The organism is Pseudomonas sp. MPB03, from assembly GCF_046605385.1.
GTDB lineage: Bacteria > Pseudomonadota > Gammaproteobacteria > Pseudomonadales > Pseudomonadaceae > Aquipseudomonas > Aquipseudomonas zanjanensis.
Window position 1 is genome coordinate 5,813,068 of sequence record NZ_CP176770.1, and the last position, 11,467, is coordinate 5,824,534.

The window sequence follows — 11,467 nt, forward strand, 5'->3', positions numbered from 1 at the left end:
AAACGAAAAAGCCCCGTCGCAAGACAGGGCTTTTCCAGCGATCTCGCAATTAAGCTGCGACAACGCTCACGTAACGGCGGTTGAACGCGCCCTTTACTTCGAACTTGATCACGCCTTCGATTTTCGCGAAGAGGGTGTGATCCTTACCCATGCCAACACCGTAACCGGCGTGGAATTGGGTGCCGCGCTGACGCACGATGATGTTGCCCGGAATGATCTTCTGGCCGCCATACATCTTCACGCCAAGGCGTTTGGCTTCTGAGTCGCGACCGTTACGGGTACTACCACCAGCTTTTTTGTGTGCCATGAGTTCAATTCTCCTAGTGAGGAATTAGGCTGAAATTAAGCCTGAATACCGGTGATTTTGATCTCGGTGTACCACTGGCGGTGGCCCATACGCTTCATGTGGTGCTTACGACGACGGAACTTGATGATGCGGACTTTATCGTGACGACCTTGGGAGATCACTTCAGCCACAACGGTAGCGCCAGCAACGACTGGAGCGCCGATATTCACGTCATCGCCATTGGCGACCAACAGAACGCGATCAAAAGTCACGGATTCGCCGGTAGCGATTTCCAGTTTTTCGATCTTCAGGTATTCACCTGGGGCGACCTTGTATTGCTTGCCACCAGTAACAATTACTGCGTACGACATGGTATTTCTCCGATAATCCTGCTCACCCAGCGCTTTATAAGAAGAGGTATTGGCTGGCATGGCTGCATGGGCTGGAAGGCCCGGATGCAATTGCGTAAGGCAGGTGCTGCCCAGGAAGTTCAGGGTGCGCGATTGTACGCAAGCCGGTCGAGCCTTGCAAGTGGCCGTCTATCGCGCCTTGACAGGCCTGGACGTGGGTCCTAGCATGCCGCGCAACCCTTCTGGAGCGCCTGTCGCTGATGCAACCCCAAGCTTTCTACCGCGCAGTGGCGGACGATTTTAGTGCCGTCGACGGCATCATCAAGAAGCAGCTGACTTCCCGAGTGCCGCTGGTATCGAAAATCGGCGACTACATCACTTCGGCCGGCGGCAAACGCCTGCGTCCTTTATTGGTACTGCTGTGCGGCAAGGCCCTGGGTCGCGAAGGCGACGACATGCGCCTGCTGGCCGCCACCATCGAATTCCTGCACACCGCGACCCTGCTGCATGACGACGTGGTCGACATGTCCGGCATGCGCCGTGGCCGTTCGACCGCCAACGCCATGTGGGGCAATGCCCCGAGCGTGCTGGTGGGCGACTTTCTATATTCGCGCTCGTTCGAGATGATGGTCGAACTGGGCTCGATGCCGGTGATGAAGATCCTGTCCCAAGCCACGCGCATCATCGCCGAAGGCGAAGTGCTGCAGCTGTCCAAGGTGCGCGATGCCAGCACCACGGAAGAAACCTACATGGAAGTCATCCGCGGCAAGACCGCGATGCTCTTCGAAGCCTCGACCCACAGCGCCGCCGCCCTGGCCGGTGCCAGCGCCGAGCAGAGCGAAGCGCTGCGCACCTTCGGCGACCACCTGGGCGTGGCCTTCCAGTTGGTGGACGACCTGCTGGACTACAAGGGCGACGCCGAGACCCTGGGCAAGAACGTTGGCGACGACCTGGCCGAAGGCAAGCCGACCCTGCCGCTGATCTACACCATGCGCGAGGGCACGCCGGAACAGGCGGCGCTGGTACGCCAGGCGATCCAGAAAGGCGGGATCGAAGACCTCGAAAGCATCCGTGTCGCGGTCGAAGCCTCCGGCTCGCTGGAATACACTGCGAAACTGGCCCGGGACTACGTCGCCCGCGCAATCAAATGCCTCGATGCCCTGCCAGCCAGCGAATACCGCGATGCACTGGTGGAGCTGAGTGAATTTGCGGTCGCCCGTACCCATTGATTGCATGAAAACGGCGAGCTTTTGTGGCGAGGGAGCTTGCTCCCGCTCGGCGGCGCAGCCGTCGTAAATCCGGCTGACGCGATCCAACTGAATGATCGCAGCAATCCAATTGGGGCGGCTTCGCAGCCCAGCGGGAGCAAGCTCCCTCGCCACAAAAGCCCCGCATCACCCATCTCGTAACAAAACCCTATACAATGTGCGCCCTTTTGCCCTCCTGATACCCAAGGAACCTTAGTGAGCACGTTGCCTCCCTGCCCGAAATGCAATTCCGAATACACCTACGAAGACGGCACCCAACTGGTCTGCCCGGAGTGTGCCCACGAATGGTCCGCCAGCGGCGAAGTTGAAGCGGCGTCCGACGACACTGTGAAGAAAGATTCGGTCGGCAACGTCCTGCAGGACGGCGACACCATCACCGTGATCAAGGACCTCAAGGTCAAGGGCACCTCACTGGTGGTCAAGGTCGGCACCAAGGTCAAGAACATCCGCCTGTGCGACGGCGACCACGACATCGACTGCAAGATCGACGGCATCGGCCCGATGAAACTCAAATCCGAGTTCGTCAGAAAAGTCTGATCCTGCTGTATTCCATCCCATGCCCCGCGTGTGGGATGGCGCTTGACCCTCCCCCGCTTCAGCCCTATTTTCCGGGCGTTAGCCAAGTGCCAGTCGTCTTGAGCTACCACAACCCATCGTCAGAAAAACAATCGGAACACCAATAGAGACTTGCTATTTAGCGAATAAGAATTATTCTCATCGAACCCATCAAGGAGATGAGAACCATGACTTATTTGATCGATGCCTGGCTGGACCGCCCACATCCCTACCTCAGGATCCTGCATCGGGAAACCGGGGAAGTCTGTGCGGTGCTTGAAGAAGAAGCCTTGAATGAGCTGCAGGACCAAGGAGACCTCGACCTCAACAGCCTCAATTCCAGTGAGCCACTGGTGCTCAAGGAGCTGGTGCGCAATCTGTTCCTGTTCTGCTATGCCCGGGCGTTGCGCCCGACGGGTGATTTCAGCGGCAGGTTCCACGGATGAGCATAAATAACCTGTGGGAGAACCTGTGGGAGCGAGCTTGCTCGCGATGGCGGTGCGTCAGCAACGAGGATGTCGACTGACTATCCGCTTTCGCGAGCAAGCTCGCTCCCACAGTTTTTTGTCCGACTGTAAAAACCGGACAGGGTCTTACAGGACGTCCAACAACTCGACGTCGAACACCAGCACGCTGTGCGGTGGAATGCTGCCAACGCCTTGAGCGCCGTAGGCCAGTTCGCTCGGCACGTACAGGCGCCATTTGCTGCCGGCGTTCATCAGTTGCAGGGCTTCGGTCCAGCCTGGGATCACGCCGCCTACCGGGAATTCGGCTGGCTGGCCGCGATCATAGGAGCTGTCGAACACGGTGCCGTCGATCAGGGTGCCGTGGTAGTGGGTACGCACCTGGTCTTCACGGGTCGGCTTGGCGCCTTCACCCTGGGTCAGCACTTCGAATTGCAGGCCGGAAGCCAGGGTGGTGATGCCTTCACGCTTGGCGTTTTCCGCCAGGAACGCACGGCCTTCGCCAGCAGCGGCTTCAGCCTTGGCGGCTGCTTCGGCTTGCATGATTTCACGAATGACCTTGAAGCTGGCAGACATCTCGTCCTGGCCCACACGGCTTGGCTTGCCGGCGAACGCGTCAGTCAGGCCGGCCAGGATCGCGTCCAGGTTGACACCCGGTGGCGGGTTGTCGCGCAGTTGGTCGCCCAACTGACGGCCGATGCCGTAGCTGACGCGGGTTTCGTCGGTGGACAGGTTAACTTCGGACATGATGCTGCTCCGCTGTGCGGACGGCTCGAGAAGTTGCCGTGTGTGCCACAGCGCATCCCGGAGCGCCCGGAACCAAAAGGGCGAGCAGACTAGCACAGATGCCACGGCGGGTGACGAGCCCTCGCGCCAAAGTGCGGCGCCGGAAACGACAACGCCCGCCTGTGGCTCTACAGGCGGGCGTTGCATCAGCGCGGTCGACAGACCTCAGTGCTTGGTCAGTTTGTCCAGGTAGCCCATGGCAAACGCCGAGACCACGAAGGTCATGTGGATAATCACGTACCACATCAGGTGGTCGGGATCGACGTTCTTGGCGTCCATGAAGATGCGCAGCAGGTGGATGGACGAGATGGCCACGATCGAGGCGGCGACCTTCATCTTCAGCGACGAAGAGTCCATGGTGCCCAGCCAGTTGAGCTTTTCCTTGTCGTCGGCGATATCCAGCTGCGAAACGAAGTTCTCGTAGCCGGAAATCATCACCATCACCAGCAGGCCGCCCACCAGCGCCATGTCGATCAACGACAGCAGCACCAGGATCAGATCGGACTCGGCCATGGAAAACACGTTGGGGATGACGTGGAAGACTTCCTGGAAGAATTTCAACGCCAAGGCCAGCAGGCCGAGGGACAGCCCGAAGTAGATCGGCGCCAGCAGCCAACGGGAGGCGTACATTGCGTTTTCGATAAAGCGTTCCATTGAATCTCACACCTGGGCTGAAAAATCGCGGCGAGTATATCAGCCATGACCAGCCCCACAAATGCCGGGCCCCTCCCTGGTCCCCGCCTTGTGTCAAAACTTTACTGCCACTGCCCGTGCGGTGCCAGCTTTCAATGCAGCGGACGAAACTCGAAGCCGCCGACGTTGCGACAACGGCCTCCATTGATTTCACGCAGTTGGGCCTGCATGTGCAAGGACCAGATCTGCGGGTCATCGGCCAGCTCATAGCCGTGCAAGGTCAGGCTTTGCACGATGGTATCGAGGATGGATTCGGCGGCAGTCGGGCCGGGGAATGGCCCTTGGGCCTTGATGGCGGAGGGTTGTTCGCCCGCCATTCCGGCGGCGAAGAGCAAGGTCCACATACCGGTATCTCCCGCCAGCGGGCGGATGGCGCATTCGATACGGGTGACAAGGCCCAGGCATTGACGAGTGAGGCAAAGGTTGCGCGACATGGCGGCGCCCCTCGGTAGATCCGGTATTCAGTCTCGGGAGGAGACTGTTTCGATCCAATGATGACTCTCGTTATCCTTGAGCTGAGGATAGAAGAAAAGTTCCGGCCCCACGGCTTTTCGAGACCAGAATGCGCCGAGCGGTCACAGTGTGAATATTGACGCCAAAGTGGTGGCGCTTTTTAGCGATAATCCACAAAACAGTGTGGGAGCGAGCTTGCTCGCGATAGCGGTGTGACAGTCGAGAAAACCATGACTGAAACTCCGCTATCGCGAGCAAGCTCGCTCCCACAGTGGACTTCTACAGACGTCTTGCGGCCCTCAGGAAAACATCAAGCCGGCTTGGCCTCCGCCAAGGCCTGCTGTGCCAGTTCCTTTTCCGCTTCCTTGATGTCGTCTTCGCTGATCATCTCCGCGATCACCCGCAGCCGCTCCACCACCCGGGCGTTGACGCTGCCCTCCGGGAACTCACCGTTTTCATCCGGCTCGCCGGCAGGCTCGCCCACCAGCAGGCTCAGGGCTTCGTCGGCCTGGCGCACCGCATAGACATGGAACTGCCCGGCGCGCACGGCGGCCAGCACTTTCTCATCGAGCATCAGGGTCGCGACGTTGGCCTGGGGAATGATTGCCCCCTGCTCACCGGTCAAACCCCGGGCTTCGCAGAGGCGGAAGAAGCCTTCGATCTTCTCGTTGACCCCGCCCACCGCCTGCACTTCACCGAACTGGTTGATCGAGCCGGTGATGGCGAAGCACTGCTTCAACGGCGTCTTCGACAGGGCCGAGATCAGCGTGCACGCCTCGCCCAGGGACGCACTGTCGCCGTCCACATAACCGTAGGATTGCTCCAGGGCGATGCTGGCCGAGATCGCCAGCGGGAATTCCTGGGCATAACGACTCCCCAGGTAACCGGTGAGGATCATCACACCCTTGGAGTGGATCGGCTGGCCAAGGTTGACCTCCCGCTCGATGTCGACGATGCCACTGCCGCCCGGGTACACCGTGGCGGAAATCCGTGCCGGCACGCCAAACGCCGAGTCGCCGACCTCGAGCACCGTCAGTCCGTTGCATTTGCCCACCGCCGCACCTGCGGTGTCGATCAGGATGATCCCGGCCAGCATGTCGTCGAGGATCCGCGCCGAGACACGCCCGGTGCGGGTGGCCTTGGCCTTGAGGGCGCGTTCGATGTGGCCGGCATCGGTCATTTCGTCACCGGCCAATTGGCGAATGAAATCCGCCTCGCTGACCAACTGGAACAAGTCACCGATGCGCGCCGACAAGCGCCCTTGGTGTTCAGCCAGGCGGGCGCTGTAGGTCGCCAGGCGCGCCACCGCGTCGGCGGTCAGGGGTGCCATGCCTTCTTCCGAAGTGCGGGTTTTGAGCAGCTGGGCGAACTGCTCCAGGCTCTCGTCGCCCATCGGGATGTCTTCGTCGAAATCCACCAGCACGCGAAACATTTCCTGGAAATCCGAATCCAGGTCCTGCAAGGCGTAATAGAGCTGGCGGGCGCCGATGATCACGACCTTGACCTGCAGCGGGATGTGTTGCGGCGTCAGGGTCACCGTGGCCAGGCGTCCCATTTCACCCAGGGGCGATTCCATCTTCAGCTTGCGCGATTGCAGGGCGCGCTTGAGCGCATCCCATACGAACGGTTCGCTGAGCATTTTTTCCGCTTCCAGGATCAGGAAGCCACCATTGGCCCGGTGCAAGGCACCCGGACGCAGTTGCCGGTAGGTGGTGTAGAGCGCGCCCTGGTCGGTGCTGTATTCGATCCGGCCGAACAGGTTGTCGTAGGTCGGGTGCGGCTCGAACACCACCGGCGCGCCACCGCTGGACGGATGCCCGACCACCAGGCTCGGGGCGTATTGTTCCTCCAGCAGTTTGCGGGCGATGGCGTCGCTCTTGCTGTCGTCCACCAGTTGCTCGACCACGGTCTTGAGCAGATACACCTGCATGGCTTGCAGGTAACCACAGACCGCGGCGTTCTCCGCGTATTTTTCCGACAGCGGCGCCAGCAACGGTTGCAGGGCCAGGGTGATGGTTTCTTCGTTGAGCTGGCGCAGCTGGTTGCTGGACTCGCGCTTCCATTGCGGCAGGCTGGCGAGCTCTTCGTTCAAGCGCTCCTCAAGGCCGGAGATGTCCTCGTGGAAACGCTCGCGCTCGGCTTCCGGCAACTGGGCGAACTCCGCCTCGTCCAGGGCCTTGCCTTCGCTCATCGGCGTGAAGGCGATGTTGCTGCTGTCACGGTACAGCGCGACGTCCTTCTCCAGCGCCAGGCGCTCGATCACATCCAGGGCGCGGTCGTAGCGCTGGTTGAAGGCGCGGTCGATGGCGCTTTTCTTCTGCTGGTAGGACGGGTGTTCGAACACCGCCGGAAAGGTCGCCAGCAGGTTGTCGATCAAGCCGTTGATGTCACCGATGAACGCACCCGCCGTGCCCGACGGCAGTTCCAGGGCGCGGGGTTCGCGGGGCTCATCGAAATTGTTGACGTAGACCCAGTCCGCCGGGGTCTGCAGGCGCTTGCCTTCGGCCTTGAGGTAGCGTTTGACGAACGAGAACCGGCCGGTGCCGGGCTCGCCCATGACGAATACGTTGTAACCGGGGCGTGGCATGGCCACGCCAAACTGCAAGGCTTCGACCGCACGTTCCTGGCCAAGCACACCGCGGAAGGGCTCCAGATCATTGGTGGTAGAGAAGCTGAACTGTTCAGCGGAAAACGGACGGGTCAGCGCTTCGGGCGCTAGACGCAAGCTGGCAGCAACAGGATCAGGCATCGGGCTTCCTTACATCAGGCGGGGCAGATAGCGGCATTCTGGCGCTGCCTGTACCTGACTGGCAAGGAGCGCCTCTGACCAAAGCATAGCCAACGGCAAAACCCCGGGCCGGGCCCCGTAAAACGCCGATCACATGTAATGTTTTTGCAAAATGTCACGGAACCCTCGGATCGTGCCTAAACTCCAAACTGCGCGGCTGGAACAATAACCGGCCCACTGGCTGCTGTAGGGGCCAGACCCTGTCCATCGGTATGCACATAAAAGAGAACATAGCTATGAAACGGATTCTTCTCGGTACTCTCTTCACCGCTGTATCCATCAACGCCATGGCTCAGGCGCCGGGCGGTCCGGATTGCGGCTGGGGCAACATGCTGTTCGAAGGTCAGCGTGGCACTCCGGCACACTTCCTGGCATCCACCACCAACGGCACGTCCGGTAACGCAACCTTCGGCATGACCTCCGGCACCAACGGCTGCTCGACCAACGCGGCACTGACCTACGGCGGCAAGTCCTGGCTGGCCATGAATGGGATGATGAACGAGCTGTCCGAAGACATGGCCAAGGGTCAGGGCGAAGCGCTGACCACCTACGCCGTGGTACTGGGCGTGGCGCCGGAAGACCGCGCGCACTTCTCCGCTGTGACCCACGAGCACTTCCAGCAGATCTTCAGCAAAGCTGACGTAACTGCCGAAGACGTGCATACCAACACCCTGGCCGTGCTGAAAAACGACCCACGCCTGGCCAAGTACGCCACTCAAGCTTAAGCTCGGCAGCACTCGCTCCTCTCGGGGAGCGGGTTTTCTTTTTGGGGCCCTTCGGTCTTTATTTTTCGACTTTCCAAGTAGCCGACTATGCTCAAACGCCTTGCCTGGCTGGCGCTCTGTGTGTGCGCCCCGCTGTCCGCCGCACCTCATGTCGACCCTCAACGTTTGCAGCAACTGGCCAACGACCCCTTCTGGATTTCCCTGGGCCACTACGAAACCGCCAAGCTCGGCGGTTGGCGCAGCTATATCAGCGAGAAAAAATTCTTCCTCGCCCCCGATGGCAACGAACATCCCGACCGTGAACTGACCGCCACGCTGCAAGCCTTGTATGGCCCAGCCAACGCCGGCCAGCAACATGCCCAGTGCGTCTACCCGGCGCGAACCCGCTGGCTGAAGGCGCAGCTCAACCTGGCAGACCTGCCGGCAGTCGATTGCCACGACTTCACCCAATGGTTCAAGGACGTGGCGCCCCACAGCGCGGTGATGATTTTCCCGGCCGCGTACCTGAACAGCCCGTCCTCGATGTTCGGCCACACCCTGTTGCGCATCGACCAGGCCGACGTGCAAAGCGACAAGACTGCCCTGCTCAGCTACGCAATCAACTTCGGCGCCTACATCGAAGGTTCCGACAATAGCCTCCTCTATGCCTGGAAAGGCCTGATGGGCGGTTACCCCGGCCTGTTCGCCCTGGTGCCATATCAGGAAAAACTCTCCGAGTACCGTAGCCTGGAGAACCGCGACCTGTGGGAATACCGCCTCAACCTGAGCCAGGCGGAAACCGAGCGCATGGTCGAGCATGTCTGGGAACTCAAGCAGATCCAGTTCGACTATTTCTTCTTCGACGAAAACTGCTCCTATCGCCTGCTCGAGTTGTTGCAAGTGGCCCGCCCCAGCCTGCGCCTGACCGAACAATTCCCGCTGACGGCGATTCCCACCGACACCGTCAAGGCGGTGAAGGAAGCCGGCCTGGTGGAAAGCATCCAGTATCGACCGTCCCGGGAACGGGAACTGCTCAGCCGCGCCGAACCGCTCAGCGATGATGAACAGCAATGGGTACTGAAGGTCAGCGCCGACCAGCAGCAGTTGCAAACGCCGGCCTTCAAGGCGCTGCCGCGTGAGCGCCAGGCGCTGATCATCGATGCGGCCTATCGCCTGGAGCGCTATCGCGCCAACGGCCAGGAACGTGATCCGCAACGGGCCCAACGCAGCTTCGAGCTGTTGCGGGCGATCAACCAGAACCCCGCGCCGGAACTCGAGATCCCGCAACCGGGCCTGCCCGAGGACGGTCATCAATCGCGCACCTGGCAGGCCGGCCTCGGCACGCGGGGCGACCGGGCATTCGGCGAATATGGCTTGCGCATGGCCTATCACGACCTCAACGACAATGCCGAAAGCTTTCCGTTGGGGGCACAGATCGAAATCCTCCAATTGAAGCTGCGCCAGTACGAGGGCAACGACTGGCAGGTGCAGCAACTGGACCTGGCGACCATTCGCTCCCTGACCCCACGCAACGAGTTGCTACAGCCGCTGTCCTGGCAGGTCACCGGCGGCCTGGAGCGGGTGCCGGGCAAACACGACGATGAAACCCTGGTCAGCCACGTCAACGGCGGCGCAGGCGGCACCTGGGCGCTGGGCGACAATGTGCTGGGCTTTGCCCTGGGCACGGTGCGGGTGGAACACAACAACGATTTTGCCCAGTTCATCGCCCCGGCCGCCGGTTTCAACAGCGGTGTGCTGTGGAAAAACCCACTGGGCAACCTGAGCCTGGAAGCCAAGGGCGATTATTTCGTCAACGGCGAAGTGCGCCGTAGCCTGAGCCTCAATCAGCAATGGGAACTGTCCCGCAACCTCGGCCTGCGCCTGAGTGCCCAACGGGAGTTCAGCCAATTGGCCTCGCCGGAGAACGAGGTGATGCTTGAGGTGAAGTGGTATCACTACTGACCTTGGCCTGAGCAACCAACGGATTGATCACCGCGCTTTCACGTCTCTGCGACGAATCCACTTCTAGACTTCTTGTAGGCGGGATTCGGCAGGAAAACGAAAATGAAGCGCGCGGCGATGGTACTGGGTGTGCTGATGTTGCTCGGTGGTTGTGAAACCACCCACGAAGACCTGATCGCCCGAGGTTATCCACCGGCCTTCGCCGATGGCTACGACGATGGCTGCAGCAGTGGCCGGCAAGCGGCCGGGGTGATCACCGGGCAGTTCAGGAAAGATGTGCCGCGTTACCTCAAGGACCCGCGCTACGCCGAAGGCTGGAGCGACGGCTTCCGCCAATGCCAGGCGATGCGTGAGAGTGAAGAGCGTAACGCCTACCGCGAACGCCATTGGGACGAACGTGAACGGGCCTGGCAGCAACAGAAGGACCAGGACGCCGCCCGGGCTTATCGCTCGCAGTAAGTCGCATACAGACATCTGTCGAAACCAAAACCTGCGACCATGGCCCAAACTCCAACAAGAGGAGGTTTCATGAGCCGCGCTTTCGTCAACGAAGACAACGCCGCTGCCCAGGCCGACCAGCCGGTCGAACGCCAGGTCAGTTCGCAGCCCAACTACGTCACATCCGCAGGGCTTGCCCAATTGCAGGCGCAGGTCGCCGAATTGCAGCAACTGCATAGCCAACAGACTGCCCAGGGCGAGCAAGCGGATAAACAGCGTATCGCCGATATCGAACGGGACCTGCGGTATTTCAACCAACGCTTGCAAAGCGCACAGGTCGTTGCGCCGACTTCATCCGAACAAGTGCGGATCGGCCACTGGGTGACCTTTGTCGATGAACAGGACCACGAGCAGCGGGTGCAATTGGTCGGGGAAGACCAGGCCGATGCGGCCAGTGGCTTGATCAATTGGGGCTCGCCGCTTGGACGGGCGTTGCTGGGGGCAAAGGTTGGGGATGAGGTGACATGGGAACGACCGCTGGGGAATCTCGTTATCGAGGTCGTTGCGATCGATCTCCAGTGATACTGCCGGTAATTAAGCCTTACACACTGTGGGAGCGAGCTTGCTCGCGATAGCGGAGTATCAGTCAACATTTCCACTGACTGTCACACCGCTATCGCGAGCAAGCTCGCTCCCACAATGGATTTGCATCCATAAAAA

General features: G+C 60.5%; 13 protein-coding genes. 7 read left to right on the top strand and 6 right to left on the bottom strand.

The window, feature by feature from the left end:
• Positions 1-49 precede the first annotated feature (49 nt).
• Both rpmA and rplU read right to left on the bottom strand, forming a co-directional pair.
• A complete protein-coding gene (rpmA, locus tag ACLH0I_RS25315) occupies positions 50-307 on the bottom strand; it encodes a 50S ribosomal protein L27 (protein ID WP_003176049.1) in 258 nt (85 codons plus the stop codon).
• A 35-nt stretch (positions 308-342) separates the two neighbouring features.
• Positions 343-657 (bottom strand): 50S ribosomal protein L21, encoded by a 315-nt coding sequence (rplU, locus tag ACLH0I_RS25320; protein ID WP_003176051.1) that lies wholly within the window; start codon positions 655-657, stop codon positions 343-345.
• Positions 658-896: 239 nt separating this feature from the next.
• Here rplU and ACLH0I_RS25325 point away from each other — a divergent pair, with 239 nt between their 5' ends.
• The 3 genes from ACLH0I_RS25325 (at position 897) to ACLH0I_RS25335 (ending at position 2,905) form a co-directional block, all read left to right on the top strand.
• Positions 897-1,865: a polyprenyl synthetase family protein gene (locus ACLH0I_RS25325; RefSeq protein WP_072346139.1), complete on the top strand. Its 969-nt coding sequence runs from the start codon at positions 897-899 to the stop codon at positions 1,863-1,865.
• 234 nt (positions 1,866-2,099) lie between these two features.
• Positions 2,100-2,441: a zinc ribbon domain-containing protein YjdM gene (locus ACLH0I_RS25330; RefSeq protein WP_139649853.1), complete on the top strand. Its 342-nt coding sequence runs from the start codon at positions 2,100-2,102 to the stop codon at positions 2,439-2,441.
• 206 nt (positions 2,442-2,647) lie between these two features.
• Positions 2,648-2,905, top strand: a complete 258-nt coding sequence (locus ACLH0I_RS25335) for a hypothetical protein (protein ID WP_003205743.1) — start codon at positions 2,648-2,650, stop codon at positions 2,903-2,905.
• A gap of 147 nt (positions 2,906-3,052) precedes the next feature.
• Here ACLH0I_RS25335 and ACLH0I_RS25340 read toward each other — a convergent pair whose 3' ends face one another.
• The 4 genes from ACLH0I_RS25340 to ACLH0I_RS25355 form a co-directional block, all read right to left on the bottom strand.
• On the bottom strand, positions 3,053-3,670 hold the full coding sequence (locus ACLH0I_RS25340; protein ID WP_186709820.1) for an FKBP-type peptidyl-prolyl cis-trans isomerase: 618 nt from the start codon (positions 3,668-3,670) through the stop codon (positions 3,053-3,055).
• 204 nt (positions 3,671-3,874) lie between these two features.
• The gene (locus tag ACLH0I_RS25345; protein ID WP_250966034.1) at positions 3,875-4,363 is read right to left on the bottom strand and encodes a TIGR00645 family protein; all 489 of its coding nucleotides are present in this window, start codon (positions 4,361-4,363) and stop codon (positions 3,875-3,877) included.
• Between the two features lie 131 nt (positions 4,364-4,494).
• Complete coding sequence (locus ACLH0I_RS25350; protein ID WP_013694243.1) at positions 4,495-4,836, bottom strand: hypothetical protein; 342 nt, start codon at positions 4,834-4,836, stop codon at positions 4,495-4,497.
• 329 nt (positions 4,837-5,165) lie between these two features.
• A complete protein-coding gene (locus ACLH0I_RS25355) occupies positions 5,166-7,604 on the bottom strand; it encodes a Lon protease family protein (protein ID WP_411385673.1) in 2,439 nt (812 codons plus the stop codon).
• A gap of 275 nt (positions 7,605-7,879) precedes the next feature.
• On the opposite strand from ACLH0I_RS25355, the gene ACLH0I_RS25360 reads away from it, so the two are divergent.
• From ACLH0I_RS25360 to ACLH0I_RS25375, 4 genes are all read left to right on the top strand, one after another.
• A complete protein-coding gene (locus ACLH0I_RS25360; RefSeq protein WP_030140293.1) occupies positions 7,880-8,368 on the top strand; it encodes a DUF3015 domain-containing protein in 489 nt (162 codons plus the stop codon).
• Positions 8,369-8,455: 87 nt separating this feature from the next.
• Positions 8,456-10,309, top strand: a complete 1,854-nt coding sequence (locus ACLH0I_RS25365; RefSeq protein WP_411385674.1) for a DUF4105 domain-containing protein — start codon at positions 8,456-8,458, stop codon at positions 10,307-10,309.
• 102 nt (positions 10,310-10,411) lie between these two features.
• Positions 10,412-10,768: a hypothetical protein gene (locus ACLH0I_RS25370; RefSeq protein WP_250965584.1), complete on the top strand. Its 357-nt coding sequence runs from the start codon at positions 10,412-10,414 to the stop codon at positions 10,766-10,768.
• 69 nt (positions 10,769-10,837) lie between these two features.
• On the top strand, positions 10,838-11,329 hold the full coding sequence (locus ACLH0I_RS25375) for a GreA/GreB family elongation factor (RefSeq protein ID WP_411385675.1): 492 nt from the start codon (positions 10,838-10,840) through the stop codon (positions 11,327-11,329).
• Positions 11,330-11,467: the final 138 nt, after the last annotated feature.

What these genes read in the sequence shown, in the direction of transcription:
- rplU (WP_003176051.1), bottom strand. Translation starts at nt 657, where the DNA reads ATGTCGTACGCAGTAATTGTTACTGGTGGCAAGCAATACAAGGTCGCC.
- ACLH0I_RS25375 (WP_411385675.1), top strand. Translation starts at nt 10,838, where the DNA reads ATGAGCCGCGCTTTCGTCAACGAAGACAACGCCGCTGCCCAGGCCGAC.
- ACLH0I_RS25350 (WP_013694243.1), bottom strand. Translation starts at nt 4,836, where the DNA reads ATGTCGCGCAACCTTTGCCTCACTCGTCAATGCCTGGGCCTTGTCACC.
- ACLH0I_RS25370 (WP_250965584.1), top strand. Translation starts at nt 10,412, where the DNA reads ATGAAGCGCGCGGCGATGGTACTGGGTGTGCTGATGTTGCTCGGTGGT.
- ACLH0I_RS25360 (WP_030140293.1), top strand. Translation starts at nt 7,880, where the DNA reads ATGAAACGGATTCTTCTCGGTACTCTCTTCACCGCTGTATCCATCAAC.
- rpmA (WP_003176049.1), bottom strand. Translation starts at nt 307, where the DNA reads ATGGCACACAAAAAAGCTGGTGGTAGTACCCGTAACGGTCGCGACTCA.
- ACLH0I_RS25335 (WP_003205743.1), top strand. Translation starts at nt 2,648, where the DNA reads ATGACTTATTTGATCGATGCCTGGCTGGACCGCCCACATCCCTACCTC.
- ACLH0I_RS25365 (WP_411385674.1), top strand. Translation starts at nt 8,456, where the DNA reads ATGCTCAAACGCCTTGCCTGGCTGGCGCTCTGTGTGTGCGCCCCGCTG.
- ACLH0I_RS25345 (WP_250966034.1), bottom strand. Translation starts at nt 4,363, where the DNA reads ATGGAACGCTTTATCGAAAACGCAATGTACGCCTCCCGTTGGCTGCTG.
- ACLH0I_RS25325 (WP_072346139.1), top strand. Translation starts at nt 897, where the DNA reads ATGCAACCCCAAGCTTTCTACCGCGCAGTGGCGGACGATTTTAGTGCC.
- ACLH0I_RS25355 (WP_411385673.1), bottom strand. Translation starts at nt 7,604, where the DNA reads ATGCCTGATCCTGTTGCTGCCAGCTTGCGTCTAGCGCCCGAAGCGCTG.
- ACLH0I_RS25340 (WP_186709820.1), bottom strand. Translation starts at nt 3,670, where the DNA reads ATGTCCGAAGTTAACCTGTCCACCGACGAAACCCGCGTCAGCTACGGC.